The organism is Maritimimonas sp. 2210JD6-3 (genome assembly GCF_056591795.1).
The window spans coordinates 12,214-33,603 of the sequence record NZ_JBWQOJ010000008.1; the positions used below are offsets into that span (position 1 = coordinate 12,214).

A 21,390-nucleotide genomic window follows, 5' to 3' on the forward strand; every position below is an offset into this window, starting at 1 on the left:
ATTTAATCTGCATTTAAGGCGACAATTGGTCTAACGCGTGCTGCTTTTATTGCCGGAATTAACCCAGCAAAAATTCCTGAAACTATTAATATTATAGTTGCTGTAATAATAGTTGACAATTCTACAGAAGGATCCGCAAAAGCTGGCGTTTTAATATTTGGTCCAACAAGACCTATTAACCCCATGGCAAACAACATACCTCCGAAACCGGAAATCGCTGTAATGAAAACTGATTCTAATAATACTAAATTAATTATCTGTTTAGGTTGCGCTCCTAATGATTTTCTTATTCCTATTTCTTTTGTTCTTTCTTTTATTATAAAAACCAATATATTACCAATACCAATAATTCCTGCTAACAAAATTAATAAACCAACCCCAATACTAACATAATTCAACATATTGGTAAAGTTTGTAATATCCGAAAAACCTTCTGCATTATTATTCATGAAAATTGCACCTTGATCATCTGGATGTATTCTATGCTTTCTCTTTAGAACAACTTCAAGGGTTTCTGAAAAATTAATAGCTTCGGCAAAACTATATTTAGGATTATAAGTAATTAGTATCTGACTTATTTCATCAGTATTACCATATAATCTTTGCATTGTAGTAACTGGTACGTAAATAAAGCGCTCTTCTCTATCGTTTCCTTCATCGGTAAAAACTCCTATAATTTTAAACGTGGAATTATTCATGATCAAAGTTTTTCCTAAAGGATCTTCTTCTCCAAATAGATCTTCTTTAACTTTTCTACCAATCACTACAACTTTTAGTTTACTATCAATATCGTTATCATTTAAGAACCTCCCCGATTGAATAATTGTCTTTTCAATATATTGATGAGATGGAGAAACAGCTCTAACTGAATATGAACCAGTCTCTTTTTTGTATTTAGCGGTAACTCCTTTTCTAAAGCGAGGTGTAATATATTCAACTTCATCTTTGAAATTACCTTTTATATATTCAATATCTTTATTTGTGAATTTTATTCTTCGATTGGCTTCAAAGCCATCATAAGGCATTGTAGTTGTTGATGGAAAAATAAAAATTGAATTAGTTGCATCATCATTAAATTGAGATATAAAACCATTTTTCATACCATTAACAGAAGCTAATAATAGTACCAAAATAAAAATACCCCAAGCAACTGAAAAGCCTGTTAAGAATGTTCTTAGTTTATTTTTTTTAATACTATGGAATATTTCAGTCCAAACGTCTCTGTCAAACATGGCTTAGACTTTTTGAGCTTTTTTTACCTTTTCATCACTTATAATAACACCATCTTTTAACCTTACAATTCTATCAGTTTGTTCTGCAATATCTTCTTCGTGGGTAATTACAAAAACAGTCATGCCCTCATCATTAATCTCTTTTAAAAGCTCCATAACCGAGTCAGAGGTTGTTGAATCTAAGGCTCCTGTAGGTTCATCAGCCAATACAACTTTTGGTTGTGTTACTAGCGCTCTTGCTATAGCCACACGTTGTTTTTGACCACCAGAAAGCTCACTTGGTAAATGATTCGCCCATTCTTTAAGACCTACTTTTTCTAGATAATCTAAAGCAATTTTTTGACGTTCTTTTCTGCTTACACCCTTATAGTATAAAGGCATTGCCACATTTTCGAGTGCCGTTTTATAACTAATTAAGTTAAACGACTGAAAAACAAAGCCTAAGAATTTGTTACGAAGCACTGCTGCTTTTTTTTCATTTAACTTTTCAATGAGTTCACCATTTAAGAAGTATTCGCCTTCGTCATGTACATCCAACAAACCCACAATATTTAAAAGTGTTGATTTGCCAGAACCCGAAGAGCCCATAATCGAGACAAATTCTCCTTCATTAATAGTTAAGTTTAATCCTTTGAGAACATGAAGTGATTCCTTACCCATGGGGTAGGATTTGTGAAGATTTTTAATTTCAATCATTCGGTTAATTAATTTTAAACTAAAATACTAATAGCTATTTTTCACCACTCATAATTATATGTTAAAAGAAAACTAGATTTTTATTCTATTATATTTACTTCTAACTTTGTATTTATGATTGATTACAAAGATAAGTCTATTATTCTTTTTGATGGTATTTGCAACCTCTGTAATTCGTCAATTCAATTTATCATAAAAAGAGATAAACAGCATCATTTTTTATTTACTTCTTTACAATCTGACGCTGGTCAAGAAATTTTGTTACACAATAATCTAGAAAATTTAGATTTTAAAACTATTTTGTTACTGGAAGAAGGGAAAATTTATGAAAAATCTACTGCAATCTTAAGAATTAGCAAAAAACTAAGTGGCTTGTATCCTTTACTTTATGGATTTATAATTATCCCAAAGTTTATAAGGAATGGGGTGTACAATTTTATTTCTAGAAATAGATATCGTTGGTTTGGAAAACAAGAAAGTTGTATGATACCTACAAAAGAACTTAAAGTTCGATTTTTAGAATAAAAAAAGCCTGAATCATAAAGATATGATTCAGACTTTTCTATGAATAGCCTTCAGAAACTTATATTATTCTTTTATAAAGAGTAGTATGTATTCCGTTAGTTTCATTTTGATATATCTATCAAGAAGGCTATTCAACATAAGTAACGCATTTAATTCACTTATATTCCAGCGACATAATAATCTTTTATTCGTAGCGGCACATTTACTCTTGTTGTACCCCATCCTAATACCATTGAAATATTAGCTTCATTTTGTTTAAATACTATAGAGAACGATTGCAGTTTTTCTGCAGTATCTACTGGCACTTTTATTCTCGCAACATCTGCTGTACTATCATATTGAAAAGCTCCCCAAACATCTGTTTTAGAATTTAATATTACCTCCCATTCTTGTGCTCCTGGAATTGTTAACAGTGTATAAGTTCCTGCTTTTACAATGACGTCTCCAAAAACGGTGTCTTGATATAGTTTTATCTCAGTTGCCTCATTAGCTCCTGTTCTCCATAAATCTCCAAAAGGAACTTTACCTCCAAAAACTTGCTCATTTTCTTTCACACTAGGCCTACCATATACAACTTTTACTAATGGCGGCATTGTTTTAGAAGCTCTCAGATATGCTATATCGTGAGGTGCTTTATCTAAATTTTTAAACCCTTGAGCATTAGACGTTAATGTAAATAACAGTATAGCGTATATTGTAATTATTATTTTAATATAGATTGACTTCTTCATTTTTGTACGTATTAAATTGTTATTAAATACTTTCATAGCTTTTTTGGTTTTAGTTAGTCGTTTGAGTTCATAGCAATTGAATTGCTATTCTCAACTACGTTACGTAATTTCCTTGATGCCGACACCGTAATCTTTGAAGTGATTACAAAATTGGAAGTATATAATCTAATATCGTACGTGCCTGCTGTCAATTTTGTTTTATCGATCTTGCATGCCTTACCTTTATTGTTTGCCGAAAAAATTGGCTCACTTGTTTTTGGGTCAAGAATTTGATATTTATAAAAATTACTTACCGATTCTAATTTCATATTATCTTCTCGTGTGTCGTCGATAATAGTCATTGCAACTGAACCGTCTGGCCCTGTGGTTACATATTTTAATCGTTGTGATGTATTATTACTTTGTGCATATATTGCTGTTGTTACTAAAACTAATACGAATGTTAAAACTACTTTCTTCATGACTTTATATTTTAAATGTTTTTGACTTTTATTTTAATTATTTTATTGCATCTAATTCTTAAAAGGGAAGAAAGGAGGTTTACAGTCTATTTTAATAATATTCTTTTTTAACTGTAATTAATCGTTTGAGTTCATTGCAATTGAATTGCTGTTCTCGACTACATTGCGTAATTTTCTTGATGCCGATACTGTGATCTTTGAAGTGATTACAAAATTTGAGGTATATAATCTAATATCATATGTACCCGCTGCTAATTTTGTTTTATCGATCTCACAAGCTTTACCTCTATTTTTTGCCGAATAAACAGGCTCGCTTGTCTTTGGATCTAAAATTTGGTACTTGTAAAAATTATTAACCGATTCTAGTTTCATATTATCTTCTCGTGTATCGTCGATAATAGTCATTGCTACTGAACCGTCTGGCCCTGTGGTTACATATTTTAATCGTTGTGGTGTATTATTACTTTGTGCATATATTGCTGTTGCTACTAAAACTAATACGAATGTTAAAATTACTTTCTTCATGACTTTATATTTTAAATGTTTTTGACTTTTATTTTTAATTATTCTTTGCATCTAATTCTTAAAAGGGAAGAAAGGATTTACCATCTAATTAATTTCGTTATTTTTGTGTATTTCGCTGGAATTCAACTATTTATTTTTGTATTTCATTTTAAATTTGGATGTACTTTCTCTATGTCGCTTTTTTTATTGAAAAAAGCACATCTAATAAAGGTCGATAAACTTCGCGCTGTGTTTACTAATTGTATTGGGTGATCTAAAAAACAAAGACAATACTATTCTAAGGTATAACTTTAATCAAGCATATATATGCTGTAATACTATAGTTATACTAATGTTCAAACTAATGAACGGTCAATAAATTTTTTAGATATATTAAGAGTCTATATATAAACTCTATCCAATGTAAAGTGTATTTTTAATCTTCATAGGCAAACAATTTTCTAAATTAACTTTTTCTTTTCTTTTTTTAAAATTTGGAATCTTTTAACACTTTACTTTTTTGGAATACTATTATGTCTTTGTAAAGTATAAAAAGAATAATAACGAAATACATTGCTAAAGTATGTATATACCACATATCAGTCAATAGAGCAATTGGGGATTTTTAAAATTCATGGTTTTCCATGAGTTTTCAGAAGTTTAAATTTTTTAGATCAAAAATGAAAGTAGAATCCAATTTTATTAAAAAAATAAAGAGATACATTAAAGTTGCTATAAAACATCAATAACTATCTCTCTCACCTTTCTAAGGCAGTAAAACATTTCTTAAAATTAAAAGAGAGAAGATGGTTTGTAGTTGGGTGAACTAATTTGGGTACTCTTCTCTCTTTTTATTACATTAAAAAAATGTTTAGCGTAATCTTTAATAAAACTTAGGTCAAAATTAGGATGAAATTAGGATGTTGTGAATAAAATTCGATAAAAGGTTATTTAATGTAGATAGAATGCAATTTGGCTCAGATAAACAAATAGATTATTAAGTATATAAGTACGATGTAATAACAACTAAAAACGATAAGGAGGTAAAAATGATTAATTTTAAATTAATGCATTTACCTCCTTTCTCCCCTTTACTCTAATTTTTTTATGGAGTGAAATCTCCAATAACACTTTAGTTTAGTTCAATACTCTTCTTGTTTATTATTTATAGTACAAATGTACATCAACACTAAAGGTTTAAAAGTAAATATTCGATTAGTGTAGTAGCAACTATCGATGAATGGAAAATTTAAGTCGATTAGTACGAAATGTGGTAACCGTGATTATAGCAAGTTTAATCTTTTCATCAATTCGGGGCGACTTGATCTGCTTACTGGTATTACATCTTTCTTTATAAGCACACTATTATTTTCTATATCAATAATCTTATTAATATTAATAATATACGATCTATGCACTTTTAAAAATACAGTGTTTGGTAATTTTTCTTCCACTTTTTTTAAAGTGCTATGTACTATATAATTTTTTTCTTCTGTTTTTATGTGCACATAATCACCCTTGGCAGCGACAAGATATATACTTGGTATGTCTATTTTTATTAAACGTCTATCTATATTTACATACAAATCATTTTCGGTAATATCGTCTTTCTGCTTTTTCCCCTGTTCTCCCTCAAGGGTATTGTTATAATTCTGAGATTGACTCTCAACTTTTTTAATAGCTTTTTTTAGCCTATCTAACGTTAACGGTTTTACCAAATAATCAACAATACAGTCATACTCGAAAGCCTGAATAGCAAAGTTCTTGTCTGATGTAGTTAAAATAATTTTAGGTGGATCTTTAATTGTTTGTATAAAATCAAAACCGGTAAAATCGGGCATAAGCACATCTAAGAAAATAAAATCTATAGTGTCGTTTGTATTTAAATACTTGATTGCCTGAATGGCATTTGAAAATTCTTCGAGCACATTAATTTCTTGTATATCAGAACACAATTTTCTGAGTATCATTCTAGAAGTAGCCTCATCATCGATGATAATACAATTCATAACAATTATTAAAGTTTATCAATAAAACTAGAAACGTTTTCTAATATTAATTCGAAGGGTTTTTGCAAGCTAATATCTTGGTTTTTTAATCCTTCTTCATAGTGTGTAGTGGTTTCATAGCCTTTACTGAGCCCTAAAATACTAATTTTATGTTTAATCTTATGTACATTTTCTGCTGCTAACCTAAATTTTTTGTGTTTTAAGTTGTTTTTATACATTAGGACCTCTTCTGGAAACTCTTCTTTAATCACCTTAATTAGCTTGTTTTTAAACTCAAGATCTCCTTCTGAAATTGCATCAATATATGTTAAATTTGGAGACTCCATATTATTTTTTAATAGTAAAGAAAAATGTTGTTCCAACGTTTAATTCAGACTCGAGCCAGATTTTACCACCATAAAATTGCACTACTTTTTTTATAATAGAAAGACCAATACCCGTAGAGTTATCGTTACTATCTAACTTTTGAAAGGTATCAAATATTTTATCATGATACTTTTTATCTATACCTTTCCCATTATCAGAAATCATAAATTTCCAATAATCATTAAGATCTTTACTGCTAATAGTTACTTTCCCTTTTTTCTTATCATTATATTTTATAGCATTATCTATTAAGTTTTGAAATAGTTGTTGCATTCTAAAGCGATCTCCTTTCACTATAGGTAACGATTCAATTATAATTTCTATATCTTCTGGGACATACACTACCCTAAGAATATCGTTTATCAAGTTATTAAGGTTAATATCATAAAATTCTGCTTTTATCTCTCCTATGGTTGAATAATCTAAAATTCCATTAATAAGTGCATCCATTTTTTCAACATTATTCTTGATCAATTCTAATGTGTTTTCTCCTTTAGAATCAAATTTTTCTACATAATCTTCTTTTAACCAAGATGTTAAAGTGCTAATATTTCGTAATGGTGATTTTAAATCGTGAGACACCATATGAGCATAATCATTAAGCTCATGGTTTTTTTGGGCAAGATTTTTAACCAACTCTTCACGTTGTTTATTCATCTCAACAATTTCTCTAGTTTGACGATCTAAAAAGTTAACAAGCTCATTCGTATCTAACTCTTTATCGCTATCTGTCTCTAGACTCTTATTATCAGTATTTAGAGAACCAATTACTTTTTTTAGTCTATTTATTACTTCTTTTAATGTTAGTGACTCTTGCTTTAGAAGATTATTTGCTTCAAACAATTCTTGTGAACTTATTGTCATAGCTCTCTGAATCATAGACGATTGATCTTCAAAATTTTTATAAGACCTATCGATGGCATCTAAAAAAGGTTTTAGATTTTCTGATTCTCTAAGTTCGGTAGGTAAATATTTTCTAATCTGCCTTATAAGTAATGGATCCATTATTCGCTCAACAAAGTTATAGCCATTGTTTGATTATGAAGTTGACATGAAACTTCTTCTGAAAATGGGGAAATTTCACCATAAGAATAAAAGCCGCAAACCGTTGCATTACTACCTACTATTTCACTAATTTCTTCTACTTCTTCTTCTACTCTTTGATCCATCACTAATTTTCTTCCAACACAACTAACAAGTAGTGCCAATTCTGGTTCATCAACTCGTTCTATTAAAGCATATTTAGCAGCTCGTTCTGAAGCTTCGGCTATATTATCAACACTCGTCATCATAAGTTGTACTATAGAATTTTCTGGGATATTTCCAGCTAATATCATTGCATTGTCTTCTTCATTAATATTTAATATCGTTCGAACAAAAGATTTTTTTTCGTTTACAACTTTTACGTTTAATGGATACAACAAAGCTGAACCTGGTAAATCTTTAGCTTTATCACCTAAATATTGTTTATATAAATCTAATGCAGGTTTTCCATCTAACTCATACAGAATATTTTTATCTGATTTGGTGACAATTCTTTCGGGGCCAAAAGGAATCCAACCACCATCAACAGCTGCTGTAACTTCAAGAGATTCACCGTAAAAACCGATAGCTATGATTTCTCCTTGCTTTGGATTTTCATTATATGCCGCCAAAGTTCTTTCAAATCTTGCGTCATCACCACATAATCCTCCCGTAACTAATACATTCTTATTTTTAGCAGAATTAATACCAGCGACTAATTCACTACCGTTTACGAAACTACCTTCAGATAAAATCAATACATATTTTAAGTTCTCTTGAGTAAGCTTTTTCATAAGATTCACACCCGACTCAAAGCTATTTTTACCACAAGACGATATGTTACATCGCACAATTGAATAAGAGCTTTTCTCTAATTGAATTGCAGTAATGGTAATACTTTTATCAGTTACATCGGTAGAAGAAATATCACCACTTGTAGATGCAAAGACGATATCTCCTTTAGGAAATAACTGTCGTATTTCTTGATACATATATTCATCTTCTAACATCAATCTGTTGCCAAACACCAAAACTAATGGGTTTTCTAAACGAATATTATTTGTAAGGTACTCCCATTCAGCATCTCTTAATTTTCTTAATTGAACGGTTTTCATTATAAATCTTTTTTTAACGTGAAATAAAATTTAGAGCCTATATTTAGTTCAGACTGAACCCAAATATTACCCTGGTATAAAGTGATTATTTTTTTAACAATCGATAATCCGATACCTGTAGAATCGTTATTAAGGCTACCATCAACAGATTGAAAAATTTCAAATATTTTTTCATGATACTCTTTCGCTATTCCAACGCCGTTATCAGAAATACAAAACTCATGAAATTCTCCTAGATCATTATATTCTATTTCTACATGTCCTTTTTCTTTATCTATATAAAAAACTGCATTATTTATTAAATTTTGAAATACCTGCTGTATCTTAGTTTTATTAGCGAAAATTTTTGGCAGCTTATTTTTTATCTCAATCTTTACATGAGCAGGGATATAGATAATCTTCTTAATATCTTTTACCAAATTATTAAGGTCAATTTTCTCAGAAGGCTCACTCATATCACTTGCACTTGAATAACTTAGTATCCCCTCAATAAGCGAGTCCATCATTTCAATCTTATTTTCAATATGATCAAAATTTTTCATTCCCTTATCATCAATTAATGAATGATAATCTTCTCTTATAAAAGCTATCAAAGCAGAAACACTGCGCAAAGGCGATTTTAAATCATGGGAAACTACATGAGCGTATTCTTGCAACTCATCATTACTTCTTTGTAATTGTTTGAGTAAATCTTCTTTTTGAATTTCAAGAGTTTTTAAATCAGTTATATCTAAATGTGCACCGATAGTACCAATAACCTTATTGTTCTCATCATAATTTGGCGCACCGCTTATGAGCCAATACCGAGTGTATCCTTCTTTGTTTTCGACTTCTACTTCATAAGAATACGAAACTCCTTTCTTTCGGTTCTCTATGGCTTCTCTTACAGCTTTTTGACTTTCGCCTTTAATAAAAAGTTCATTCCCTTTCTTACCTAAAAGCTCACTTTTCGTATATCCACTAATTTTTAGGAAGCTTTGGTTAGCAAATAAAATGATACCATTTACATCTGTTTCAATAATCCCTAAATTCATATTCTCTAGAATATTACTATACTTACGTCGCTCTTTTTCTAGTTGTTCTTTATGTTTCTTCTTAAACGTAATATCTCTAAAAGACCATAAATGAGCTATAAAAACACCATTGTCAAAAATAGGTGTATAGTCTCTTTCAAATATCCTGCCATCACTCATCAACATTTCTTGTGCTGTAACTGGTAATTTTTTTTCTATGATATTATTCAATTCATTAATAAAACCTTCAGGATCTGCGTAAGCATATTTACCTTCGTTCTCAACTATAGCCTTTAAATCTGATCCTATATAATCTTGTGGGTCTTCTTTTATCTTAAATAATTCGTAGAGTTTTTCGTTTGCATTCTTTATTTCTCTGTTTTCAGTTTCAAGTAAAATACCTGTATCTAGACTATTAATTATAGTCGTTAATTGGTTTTCTGATGCAACTAACTTATCTTGTGTAATACTTATTTTATGAAGCTGTAGTGCATTACTAAATTGAAGTGCAATTAAATTAGAAATGGTAGTTAATGTATGTAAATGCTGCTCGGTAAAATAGTTCTTAGATATATGTTCAGCATCTATAATACCTATAACTTCATTATTAGCAATAATAGGTACACATATTTCTGAATATCTAATTATATCATCAACAATATACCGATTGTCTTTACTAGTATCGGCTATAATTTCAGCTTTACCAGTTTTTGCGACGGTACCTGTAATGCCTTGACCCATTTTTAGAACAAGTTTGTTAACAATTTCACCTTCAGTATTTATTTTTTTGCCAAAAGCTGCTATTTGTTCTAAACTATTATTCTCTTTGTCAACTATATAAATTACACAATCATTAGTGCTTAAATAGTTAGCAATCTTTAATGCCACCTCCGAACTAATATCATAAATATCTATCTTTCCTAACAGCGATTGTGTAATATCATTAACTACGTTAACAATAAGTTTTTCTTCCCTTTGTAATGTTATATCTTCTACAAAAGCGACTTTATAATCTACATTCCCATCAATATCTCTAACGGCATTTACCCTGGTTTTTCCCCAAAAAATAGACTTATCTTTTCTTCTGTAACGTTTAACAATCTCAAAATCATATAAACTATCAGCATCCATTTTATACAACCGATTCTCTGACTCCTTATAATCTTCTTGAAAGGTTAAATCTTTTATTGCTAAACCTAAAAATTCATTCTCTTTAAAACCAAACAGCTCTTGCATTGCTCTATTGGTTTTAATTATTTTGTCATTCTTTGAAAGAACAATACCCGAAGTACTATTATCTATTATTGCTGCGAGTTCTTTCTTCTGATTACGAATGGTCTCAACATTATTTATAGATTCGGTAATATCTCTTATAATACCTTGAGCAGCTATTGGTTCTTGTTTATCGTCACAAATTAAGCTAGCATTAATTTGCACCCATCTTATACCTTTACTTTTAGTATAAATTCTTGCTTCATAGCCTTTAAAGTTTCCTTCTTTTTGTAATTGAGTATAAGACTGCATTGCATATTCATAATCTTCTTTATGTATTAAGTCAACTACGTTAAGAGATTCTTTATCAACATCATATTCGAACAAGTTTTTAGCAGCTGCATTCATGTCAAGAACATTACCACTTATATCCATTATCAAGTAGGCATCTGCGATACTTTCAAAAACATCGAGAAATAGTGATAATCTTTCTTTTAAAAAAGATGTAATGTCAGAAGTTTTGACTGGCTTTTTTTGTAGAGGCTTATGTTTAGACATACTGGTTTTTCTACTCTTTTTAAGTATGCCATCATTTCTTTTCATTCAGCGACAACTAATTTAAAATGATTAAATTAATGTCCTAAATATACAATTAATTGCTAAATCGTTATGCTTTGATCAATTCATTAGAACTCCAATATGAAAGAATGAGTGCTATTTTTGCTACATAATCTTCATATTTAAGTGGTTTCAAAATATAGCCTGCAATACCTATTTTATAACTTTCTAATAAATCTGCACGGTTCTTAGAGGTAGATAATATGATAGTAGGTATATATTTAAGTGTATCATTATTTTTAAGAATATTTAAAAACTCTAGACCATTAAGTTTAGGCATATTCAAGTCTAGTAAAATAATATCAGGAATCTGATCTTTGTTTTCTAAAATTTGAAGTGCTTCCTCGCCATTCTTAGCTTCAATAATTTGATGATTTAGATTTAGTTTAGCAATTGCCCTTTGCAATTTCATTACTTCAATCGTATCATCGTCAATAAGTAAAATCTTTAATGAAGTCATTAAATTAGTAATTACATTAATTTTTATAAAAGCTTGAGAATATTACTTTAAGAAATAATTGCAACAAAACAATTGAATCCTCAGTTCGGAAAGTTATTATTATTCCATTTTTTGGAACCAAATATTAGTCGAAATTTCTATTATAATAGATGAATAGTCATTAAGTTTCGATGAATGGTATGCTTCTCGTAAACTTAAGATTTTTAATTTATGGATTCAAATAAGTAAACTTTTCTCTTTTAGCTTTTTTTTTACAAAAGTATGTCGCTAATTTGAAACCGTTTCTAAAATTCGTTTAACGGCATAAACCTGAAGACAAAAAGTATATATATTCTGTTGAAATAGATTACTTTAAGTTCTTTAAGATAAAATCTACTGTTTTGTTTGTGTTATGATTTGTTGCAAAAGAATTTGTAATATGACTAGCGGCAACAGCATACTCATTCACGATAAGTGTCTTAATTGTATCGGCATATTCTAAAGATACTTTTCCTGTAAGTAGCAAACTTAAGTCGTTACCTTTTTGATAGTAGTCATAAATTTTTTTGAGTCCTGTTAAATACAAATAGTCTTTTGTAAAACCTCCTCCTCTATGGGCGCGCGTTGTAATATAGAAGGCTTTCTGCTTTTCAAGATCATAAGAGTTATGTAATAATCTAAAAGTTTTAGAAAATGAGTAACCTTTTGCTAAACTATCAACAGCAATTACTCTATATGCTAGTTCTTTTAAACGTTTAACCGTTAAACTACCAGACATATACTCGCTAAAAACGGCTAGGCCTTCTTGAGTTTCTACATTGTTTGGAAATCCATGTGAGAAAATCTTTAACGGATGTAATAATCCGTTCATCGTAGTCACCATATGTACACCAATCTCATGATTAGTTAATACCGCCATTTGATTATCTGAAAATGTATGATTTGAGTTAATCACCAAGGTTTTTATATTATTTAAAACCATGGCGATAGCTCCCATTTTATCAGAATATTTTATCTCATAGGTAAAATCATATTGCTTTGAAAAATCTCTAAAAATATGCTCGGCTTGCTGTGATGAGTATTTAGGTATAAATTGTTCATCATTTTTGTCTTCTTCATTAAAATGTAAAATGAATTTAGCATTTTCTACATCTTGTTCTGTTGGGGTACCAAAAGAATGCAAACTGTTATAATAAAACTTTTTACCTTCTCCTATTGTTTCAATACATTGTATAAGACCTGAATAGAAATAGATAATATCTTCATACAATTGTCTTAAAGCCTCATCTTCTATCTGTTCTATAGGTTGCGAAAAGAATTCTCTATGTAATCTGAACTTATCAAAATCAATTGCTGGATAGTTAAAAATAGGATCTGTCAAATACTTTGAAGCAAAGAATTTTTGTTTCTGCGCTTCTATATTTGTTGGATTTACATAACTCAATAGTTCTATTTTCTTAACTAATTGGTCTATGTATCTGTCTATTTTAAATAATGCTTTTGTAGCAACATTCGATTCTTTCATGAATTCAATTCTTCAAAAACGAACAGCAAATTTAAGATTTATGATTGGCATAAAAGGTATTGGCATGCTTTTTTAAATCTAATCGTAATGATTTTTCAACAGCCGCTACTACTTCAGGATACATAATCTGATTCAACTCATCACAATACACTTTTTTAATTTCAGTCGCTAAAACAAGTGTGTTTTTAAAGTTTTCGGTAATAAATTTCAAAAAATAACCATTACCTTGAAACGTATCATTGATTTTTGAAGTAGATACAATACGGTTAGGTAACTTCATTTTCTCGAGTGTCGCTCTCCATGATTCTATATCATTACCAAATCGATCATTATTAACATTAGCCGTTCCTAAATTCCAAGTAGGTACCTCACGATCCCAACGACGCCAATTATAGCTATGCATATCATACACCACACAAACACCAAAAAGAGCTTCTAATTTACTCAGAAGTGCATGTACAACTTTATAAAAATTATGGTGCTTCGTTAAACTCTTTTCTTTCATTTCGCTTGGCAGCGGATTCTTCCACAGTTGTTTACCCCATGCATCATCGTATATTGCATTATCTGGATGACGGTTTAGATCATATTCAAAACGAGAGTCCATTCCAGCTAAAATAATAGGATGTGTTTTTACCATTTCTTTTGTTGCTGGATCTTCTTCGAACCACCGATCATATTCACTGTGTAAACAATGCTCCCATAATTCTTTTCTAAATTGATGCCCGTCATGTACAGCACCACAAGCATAATGTACATATGCATCAATTTTAATAGTGAACGAATAATCATTAGAAACAGCTTCAAACGTTTCTTGATTATTTATTTTTTGGATGATTTCATTTATCGTAAGCTTTTCCATAATTCTTAAAAGGCTTATCTTTTTTAATAATTTAACTACTTACTTCAATTGGCAATTCATCTTTACTTCCCCATTCTGTCCATGAGCCATCATAAACTGAAAGTTTTTTATGTCCTGCAATTTCTGCACCTAAAGCTAGAATACAAGCCGTAATGCCCGAGCCACACGAAAAAATGAGCTCTTTACCTTCATATTCTTTAAACTTATCAACTAGTATTTTTTCTCTCTTCATTTTTCCATCTAGTTGTAATGTTTCATAGGGTATATTTTCAGATGAGGGTATATGACCACTTCTCAATCTGTTTCTGGGTTCAGGTATAGTTCCGCGAAAGCGTTCTTGAGAACGAGCATCTATAATTTGAGAATTTTCATTTTCTAATAAAGAAAGTATTTCATGATAATCTTTAATACTATCTTTTTGGTATTGCGCTTCAAAGTTTCCTAAAGCTACTTTATGCACTTTGGTCTCTTCGACTGGTAGTCCAGCGGCAATCCATTCAGGCAAACCACCATCTAAAACTGTTACATTTTTATGACCGAATGACTTGAACAACCACCATGCTCTCGGGCTAGAATAGATACCATGCTCATCATAAACAACTATTAGACTGTTTTTATTAATTCCTAGCTTCCTAGCTTCTATCTGAAATTTTTCTGGTGTTGGGAACGTATTGGGTAGTTCTGAAGTTATATCACTAAACACCTTTTTTATATCAAAAAAACGAGCCCCAATAATTTGTTTAGAATCCTCTTTATCTAAACTTACAGCAGTAGCTTTAGGAATTGTAGCATTTAAAATGATTAAATTGCGATATTCAATATTTTGATATAACCAAGATACAGAAACAATAGGTTTTGGTAGCATTTGACTCCTATTTAAGCTTCATCAACTACTTTTTTCAAATCTGTTTTACGTCTAAAAGCAGTATTTCTTTCTAATACTTTACTTTCTAAAAAGTCAATTACTTTTTCTTGAAGTTTAATCTTTGCAACTTTATTTACATACGTGATACCTCCTGGACTCATTACATTAACCTCAACTAACTTACCTCCTATTACATCAATACCTACAAAGTAGAGCCCATCTTTTACTAGCTTCGGTCCTATCTTTTTACATAATAATTTTTCTTGAGCTGTAAGTTTATGCTTTGCTACGCTGCCACCTGCTGATACATTCGATCTGTGATCTTTTTCACCTGGTATTCTTCGCATCGCACCTATGGGCAAACCATTTAACATTAAAACTCTTACATCACCTTGGTCAGCTCCTTCTATATATTCTTGAAGGATAACATAATCTGAACCACCATCATTTTTACTTATATAAAAATCTAGTAATGAGTTGATGTTTCCCATAGCCGTTTTTTCTATTAGTATCACACCCGAGCCACCAAAACCATTCAGAGGTTTTAATATCATTTTATCTGAAGATGATTCTTCTATCATCTTGATTAAATAATCTTTGTTCTTTGAAACATGTGTAACGGGTATGATACTATTATCAGGGTTTTCAAAAACTGCCGTGTATAATTTATTGTTGGCAACTCGCATTCCTTGTACAGAATTCACAATAAAAACATCATCTTTTACCGAATCTAAAAAATTCAACATAAGCGGATCTAAGGGTGGTTCTGCTCGCATAAAGATAGCATCAAATCCTGCTAGTGGTAGCATTTCTTCTCTTGTTGTTGCCTTTTTATAAAAAGACTTTAAAGAACCTGGTACTTTTTCCATACGTTCAATAATCGTACAAAAGGCGTTCGTAACACTATTACGTATGGTGAGGTTAGCAGGTGAACAGATTGCCACACCGTGTCCTCTTTTCACGCATTCGTGTATTAATATTACTGAAGTATCATTTTCTGGAGATTTGATACTTTCCCACGGATACATTAGAAAACAAATGTTCATATTTTGAAATTTAGTTAATTGATAAATAGGTTTTTACAATAGCATTTTCGGGATTCATTTTGTCTGATTTATAAACATCGAAATCAACTTGATAACTTCTATCGAATTTTAAATCCCAGATTGTTTTCCATGTATCTAGAACACAATCTGGTAATTTTCCTTGAGAGATAAACTCTTTGTATTTTAATTTAGGAACTACTTTACCCACTAATCCTTTTGGTATCGAATCTAGACTCTTCACTTGGTACCCTAATAGGCAAGTATAAGGTCCGTTTTCATCAGATTCATAATCGGTGTACATATTGATTAATGTGTCAGAAATTTTATTAGGTATTCTTGAAGCTATCTTTTCTTGATACCACTTATTCCACAAATCATTAATATCTTTTTGCGCTTGATTATTTTGATTCGTTGTTCGAACTGATATACCTATAACTTTAAACTCTTCCATACTATTTTACTTCATCATAGTGATCATCCCATTCTTTAGGCTTTGGAGTACCTAATTTATCTACTGACTTTGCCACTAACATCGAAACAGTAGCATCACCCGTAACATTTACAACTGTTCTACACATATCTAAAGGTCTATCAACGGCAAAAATTAAAGCCAGTCCTACTTCTGGTATACCAGCATAACCTAAAACACCTACTAACATCACCATACCAGCACCAGGAACAGCGGCAGAACCAATGGAAGCTAAGGTAGCTGTAGCAATAATACCTAATTGAGTGGCAAAATCTAAATCCATACCAAATGCTTGCGCTATAAAAACGGCCGCAACAGCTTGATATAAACTTGTACCATCCATATTGATAGTCGCACCAATAGGTAAAACAAAGCTTGCCACCTCTTCTTCAACCCCTAAATGCTCAGTAACTCTCTCCATAGTTACTGGTAATGTAGCAGCACTAGAGCTTGTAGAAAAAGCTAACAATTGCGCAGGAGATATTCCATTTAAGAAAAATTTTGGACTCTTTTTAGTAAAAGTGAATACAATAAATATGTAAGTCAAAATCATTAAACCTAATCCCATAATAACAGTTAATGAATACCAACCTAGTGCTTTAAAAAGGTCTGTACTGGGAGATTCAACAACCAAAGCGGCTAGAAGTGCGAAAACCCCAAAGGGTGCGGCAAGCATAATAATGTCTACCATTTTAAGAATAACTTCATTTAATCCATCAAAAAAGGATATAACAGTCTTAGATTTCTCTTCAGGAATCAATATCAATCCGATACCAAAAAAAACGGCGAAAAAAATTACCTGAAGCATATTTCGATTACTGGTGGTTGCTGCAAAAATATTTTCAGGAACAACATCCTCAAGTGCCTGTAAAGGACCACTTTTTTTTTGCATTTTAGCCGTTTCTTTATATTTTTCAGTGTTTCCACTATAGTTATCAACCATTTCTGTTCTAGTGGATTCAGTAATTGAATTTCCTGGATTTATAATATTTACTAAAATTAACCCCAATGAAACCGCTATTATCGTTGTGACTAAATAAATACCAATTGTTCTACCTCCCATAGCAGAAAGCTTAGAAATATCCTTTAAATCAGAAACCCCTTTTATTAAAGCTGCTAAAATTAACGGAATTGCAATCATTTTTAAAACTTTAATAAACATTGTTCCAAAAGGCTTTATCCAATCTTGAACAATCTCTCTCCCCCATTCAAAATAAGTCATTGATAGTCCAAATAAGACCCCAAGTATCATTCCAAGAAGTATTTGCCAGTGCAGTGCTAATTTTTTCATTCGAAGTATTTAAATTCAAGTTGAAAGATAGAAAATATCTTCCAATCGTAAATAATAATTAATTATTGTATGTGACTTTTATATCAATTCCTTGTCATACCAATAGATATTTACTTAAATATCGTATCTTGTGAATTATTATTAATCAATTAAAAACAAAAAAATGGCAGGAATTTTAGACCTACTAAATAGTGATTTAGGTAAGACAATTATAAATGGTGTTGCAGGTTCTACTGGGCAAGACACGCAAAAAACAAACAGCGTGCTCACCATGGCGCTACCAGTATTAATGAAAGCAATGCAGCGCAACGCAGCCACACCTCAAGGTGCGGAAGGCTTAATGGGCGCAATACAAAATAAGCATGACGGAAGCATTTTAGATAATTTAAGTGATCTTTTTGGTGGTGGTGTAAGCGAAGAAGTCACTAATGATGGTAGTAAAATTTTAGGACACGTTTTAGGAAACAGACAACAAGGCGTTCAACAGGTTATTGGACAAAAAGCTGGAATTGATGCAGGATCTGTGGGCAATATTTTAAAAGTTGCTGCGCCTATTTTAATGGGTGTCTTAGGTAAGCAAACACGTCAACAACAAGTTAGACAACCATCAGATTTAAATGGTTTGCTTGGTGGAATGCTTGGTGGAAATTCTACGAAACAAGAACAAAGTTTCTTAGAAAAAATATTAGATGCTGATGGTGACGGAAGTGTTTTAGACGATGTAGCTGGAATGGTACTTGGTGGAGCTCAACAAAAATCTTCTGGTGGCGGACTATTAGGAGGTCTTTTAGGAGATTTATTCGGAAAGAAATAATATTTCTAAAGCTTTATAGAATCAAAAAAGGCTCGTCGTTGACGAGCCTTTTTTGATTCTTATCAGAACATTTAAAATTTCAATTTTTCATTTTTATCCCATAACCCCCAGTAAGCACCTACATCACCTTCGGCTCCTACTTTCCAAGATTCATCGAAAGAAGAAAAATAAAAAATCTCTATATCTTCTTCCTTAGACCATTTTTGTGTATTAATGAAGTACTTTATTGCATTTTCATACGATGGAAAAGCCCCATGTAAGTTCGTCCCTTGACTTGGCCATCCTGTTTCAGAAATAATTACCTTCTTACCATTAGCCGCGCGTAGTACTTTATTATACATATCTTTCATATACAATAAAGAATAATCTTGGTCACACCCTTCCCAAAACGGATAGCAATTTGCCAAAATAACATCACAAGCTTCTGTGATTCTAGGATGGTCTGAAAATTCATAATACGCATCTACATATCCTACTGGCACATCTGTAATTGCTTCTTTAGCTCTATATAAAAAACCAAGTAATTCCTCTTCATTTAAATCACCTCGATACAAAACCTCATTACCAACTGCAGCGATATCTACATAACCTTGTTTACTCAATTCAATTAAGCTTTGTAGTTCTTCTTCGTTCTTTTCTGCATCGTCTCCCAGCCAAGCTCCTACCATAGTTTTAATACCATATTCTTTAGCTATTTTAGGAATTAGCTCATTACCTTCTATGCATGAAAAAGAGCGCACCCATTTCGTGTAAGGTTTAATAATTTCCATTCTTCTTCGAATCTGAACTTCAGAAAGTTGATCTCCAGGATTTTGACCTTCTTCATAAGCACTAAAACCTAAGCCATGCATACCATTTTCTAACACCTGTTTAAACAAACCTTTTAGCTCATCTGTTGTTTTATCTGCATAGTCTATAGCCGCAAGGGTTAAAAACTTTTCATCTCTATATGACATAATATCTTATTAATTATTAGTTATCAAAATTAGTAAATTAAAGCTCTCCTCTTCGCTCTACCAATTCCTTTTTAATTTCTTTAGCTCTTTCTTCTGAAAGACTATATTTCCACATCACCCAAATTGCAAGCGCAGCCGTTGCTGATGGAACAATAATATCAGCTATTCGAAGGTTATTCATAGTTTCTAATGATTGCTCTGTAGCATTTGGATCAAATCCTACAATACTTAAAATAACTCCTCCAAGTACAAGTGCTATGGACTGACCTATTTTAACCATCAACCAATAGATGGCTCCAAAAGTACCTTCTTTTCTCGGCATACCATTCTCTAATTCATCAAGATCACAAACATCTGCGGTCATAGACATCATTAATGTAAACAACCCTCCCATACCGAAAGCAAATAAAGGGATTGGTAAAAATATAAGCCATGGCACTTCACTACCAGGGTCTATACTAAACCAAGACATTCCTACACTATCTAACATTGGATTTAATTTTTCAAAAAGAGAACCAACTACTGAATTTAAGCTCTTACCTAAGCCAGTCTGGTTAAACTTATCATTTAGTGCTGTATCGAACCCCCACCATTTTAGTAGGTAGCCCACAATAGATAAAAACGTTGAAATTATAAATGCATTTCTTTTTCCCCATTTGTTGGCCATTCTAGAGATAATAGGAATTACGATAAATGCCGTAATAATGGCGTTAATTGTATTGAACCATGCAGGCCATGTTCCTGCTTGCTCATAACTTCCATTATACATGTAAAATACAATGATAAAAACTCCAAACGCAGCCACTAATTGAAATCCATTAAAGACCAAAAAGGTTGCACCACATAACTTCATAAAGGGTTTATTTTTAGAAACTTGTAATATACCAGCCCATAAATCTTTCATGTTTGCTGCAAGGCTTTTAAAACTGATTTCTTTTCTGTTTTCCATATTAGCAGAATCAATTCCTTTATTGAATATTGCTGGTAAAATTCCAAAAACAATACACATTGCACCTACTATAAGTGCCATCGTTCGAACACCCTCAGTTTGCGTATTAAAGGTATTCGTATCTGGAATAATTACATACAACCAAGGAACAATCATCCAAGCAATTTGTCCCATCGTATTAGAAAAAGCCATTAAGCGTGTACGCTCATTATAATCTGATGTCATTTCATATCCTAGCCCTACTAATGGTGTTGCAAACATTGTATTACCAATAAGAAATAACAATTGCAATACCATCACATGCCAAATGATATATGATTGCGATGCATTATCATCTATCTGCCACATTAAAAAGAAAAGAATACCACTTATAATGGCTCCTACGAAAATATAAGGTCTTCTTCGCCCCCACCTAGATTTGGTATTGTCTGAAATAAAACCCATTATTGGGTCTGTTATCGAATCAAATATCCTAGGTAATCCTCCAAGAAGTCCTGCCCACAAAGGATCAACTCCCCAAGCTGTTAGCAAGAAAAATTGAATAAAAACTCCTAATGTACCTGGTAAAATATTTAATATAAAGTGACCTGCGCCAAAAGTGGCTTTTTGCCCAACAGGGACTTTATCTTTAGCAGGAGTAACATGTTGTGACATACTATTGTATTTAAG

21 protein-coding genes are annotated in these 21,390 nt (G+C 31.4%); 2 read left to right on the forward strand and 19 right to left on the reverse strand.

Annotated features, from left to right (window positions below; genetic code table 11):
• Nucleotides 1-2: 2 nt before the first annotated feature.
• Both AC1EUY_RS05515 and AC1EUY_RS05520 read right to left on the reverse strand, forming a co-directional pair.
• Nucleotides 3-1,232 (reverse strand): ABC transporter permease, encoded by a 1,230-nt coding sequence (locus AC1EUY_RS05515; protein ID WP_480194508.1) that lies wholly within the window; start codon nt 1,230-1,232, stop codon nt 3-5.
• Nucleotides 1,233-1,235: 3 nt separating this feature from the next.
• On the reverse strand, nt 1,236-1,928 hold the full coding sequence (locus tag AC1EUY_RS05520; protein ID WP_480194509.1) for an ABC transporter ATP-binding protein: 693 nt from the start codon (nt 1,926-1,928) through the stop codon (nt 1,236-1,238).
• A 114-nt stretch (nt 1,929-2,042) separates the two neighbouring features.
• Between AC1EUY_RS05520 and AC1EUY_RS05525 the strand changes: the two genes are divergently transcribed.
• On the forward strand, nt 2,043-2,453 hold the full coding sequence (locus tag AC1EUY_RS05525) for a thiol-disulfide oxidoreductase DCC family protein (protein WP_480194510.1): 411 nt from the start codon (nt 2,043-2,045) through the stop codon (nt 2,451-2,453).
• Between the two features lie 158 nt (nt 2,454-2,611).
• Here AC1EUY_RS05525 and AC1EUY_RS05530 read toward each other — a convergent pair whose 3' ends face one another.
• The 15 genes from AC1EUY_RS05530 to AC1EUY_RS05600 all read right to left on the reverse strand — a co-directional run bounded on the left by AC1EUY_RS05530 (nt 2,612) and on the right by AC1EUY_RS05600 (nt 18,002).
• Complete coding sequence (locus tag AC1EUY_RS05530; RefSeq protein ID WP_480194511.1) at nt 2,612-3,184, reverse strand: DUF2911 domain-containing protein; 573 nt, start codon at nt 3,182-3,184, stop codon at nt 2,612-2,614.
• 53 nt (nt 3,185-3,237) lie between these two features.
• A complete protein-coding gene (locus AC1EUY_RS05535) occupies nt 3,238-3,645 on the reverse strand; it encodes a hypothetical protein (protein ID WP_480194512.1) in 408 nt (135 codons plus the stop codon).
• Between the two features lie 117 nt (nt 3,646-3,762).
• Nucleotides 3,763-4,170 carry a hypothetical protein gene (locus AC1EUY_RS05540; protein WP_480194513.1) on the reverse strand — a complete coding sequence of 136 codons (408 nt, stop codon included), beginning with the start codon at nt 4,168-4,170 and terminating at the stop codon, nt 3,763-3,765.
• 1,262 nt (nt 4,171-5,432) lie between these two features.
• Nucleotides 5,433-6,158: a LytR/AlgR family response regulator transcription factor gene (locus AC1EUY_RS05545; protein WP_480194514.1), complete on the reverse strand. Its 726-nt coding sequence runs from the start codon at nt 6,156-6,158 to the stop codon at nt 5,433-5,435.
• An 8-nt stretch (nt 6,159-6,166) separates the two neighbouring features.
• Entirely contained in the window at nt 6,167-6,484 is a 318-nt protein-coding gene (locus AC1EUY_RS05550) for an Hpt domain-containing protein (protein WP_480194515.1), read from the reverse strand.
• A gap of 1 nt (nt 6,485) precedes the next feature.
• Nucleotides 6,486-7,529: a sensor histidine kinase gene (locus tag AC1EUY_RS05555; protein WP_480194516.1), complete on the reverse strand. Its 1,044-nt coding sequence runs from the start codon at nt 7,527-7,529 to the stop codon at nt 6,486-6,488.
• Nucleotides 7,529-8,662 (reverse strand): FIST signal transduction protein, encoded by a 1,134-nt coding sequence (locus AC1EUY_RS05560; protein WP_480194517.1) that lies wholly within the window; start codon nt 8,660-8,662, stop codon nt 7,529-7,531. The genes AC1EUY_RS05555 and AC1EUY_RS05560 overlap by 1 nt, the downstream gene beginning before the upstream one ends.
• Nucleotides 8,662-11,490, reverse strand: a complete 2,829-nt coding sequence (locus tag AC1EUY_RS05565) for a PAS domain S-box protein (protein WP_480194518.1) — start codon at nt 11,488-11,490, stop codon at nt 8,662-8,664. The genes AC1EUY_RS05560 and AC1EUY_RS05565 overlap by 1 nt, the downstream gene beginning before the upstream one ends.
• Nucleotides 11,491-11,554: 64 nt before the next feature.
• The gene (locus tag AC1EUY_RS05570; RefSeq protein ID WP_480194519.1) at nt 11,555-11,965 is read right to left on the reverse strand and encodes a response regulator; all 411 of its coding nucleotides are present in this window, start codon (nt 11,963-11,965) and stop codon (nt 11,555-11,557) included.
• Nucleotides 11,966-12,311: 346 nt separating this feature from the next.
• Nucleotides 12,312-13,469, reverse strand: coding sequence for a peptidase MATCAP family protein (locus AC1EUY_RS05575; RefSeq protein ID WP_480194520.1), 1,158 nt, complete (start codon nt 13,467-13,469; stop codon nt 12,312-12,314).
• A gap of 31 nt (nt 13,470-13,500) precedes the next feature.
• Nucleotides 13,501-14,331 (reverse strand): N-formylglutamate amidohydrolase, encoded by an 831-nt coding sequence (locus AC1EUY_RS05580; RefSeq protein ID WP_480194521.1) that lies wholly within the window; start codon nt 14,329-14,331, stop codon nt 13,501-13,503.
• Nucleotides 14,332-14,362: 31 nt separating this feature from the next.
• On the reverse strand, nt 14,363-15,196 hold the full coding sequence (locus AC1EUY_RS05585; RefSeq protein ID WP_480194522.1) for a sulfurtransferase: 834 nt from the start codon (nt 15,194-15,196) through the stop codon (nt 14,363-14,365).
• Between the two features lie 11 nt (nt 15,197-15,207).
• Complete coding sequence (gshB, locus tag AC1EUY_RS05590; RefSeq protein WP_480194523.1) at nt 15,208-16,242, reverse strand: glutathione synthase; 1,035 nt, start codon at nt 16,240-16,242, stop codon at nt 15,208-15,210.
• A gap of 10 nt (nt 16,243-16,252) precedes the next feature.
• On the reverse strand, nt 16,253-16,693 hold the full coding sequence (locus AC1EUY_RS05595) for a GyrI-like domain-containing protein (RefSeq protein WP_480194524.1): 441 nt from the start codon (nt 16,691-16,693) through the stop codon (nt 16,253-16,255).
• A gap of 1 nt (nt 16,694) precedes the next feature.
• On the reverse strand, nt 16,695-18,002 hold the full coding sequence (locus AC1EUY_RS05600) for a dicarboxylate/amino acid:cation symporter (RefSeq protein ID WP_480194525.1): 1,308 nt from the start codon (nt 18,000-18,002) through the stop codon (nt 16,695-16,697).
• 163 nt (nt 18,003-18,165) lie between these two features.
• Here AC1EUY_RS05600 and AC1EUY_RS05605 point away from each other — a divergent pair, with 163 nt between their 5' ends.
• Nucleotides 18,166-18,816: a DUF937 domain-containing protein gene (locus AC1EUY_RS05605; RefSeq protein WP_480194526.1), complete on the forward strand. Its 651-nt coding sequence runs from the start codon at nt 18,166-18,168 to the stop codon at nt 18,814-18,816.
• A gap of 71 nt (nt 18,817-18,887) precedes the next feature.
• On the opposite strand, the gene AC1EUY_RS05610 is transcribed toward AC1EUY_RS05605, so the two are convergent.
• Together AC1EUY_RS05610 and AC1EUY_RS05615 are read right to left on the reverse strand one after the other, a co-directional pair.
• The gene (locus AC1EUY_RS05610) at nt 18,888-19,772 is read right to left on the reverse strand and encodes a glycoside hydrolase family 17 protein (RefSeq protein WP_480194527.1); all 885 of its coding nucleotides are present in this window, start codon (nt 19,770-19,772) and stop codon (nt 18,888-18,890) included.
• Nucleotides 19,773-19,809: 37 nt separating this feature from the next.
• Entirely contained in the window at nt 19,810-21,375 is a 1,566-nt protein-coding gene (locus AC1EUY_RS05615; RefSeq protein WP_480194528.1) for an MFS transporter, read from the reverse strand.
• Between the last annotated feature and the right edge of the window lie 15 nt (nt 21,376-21,390).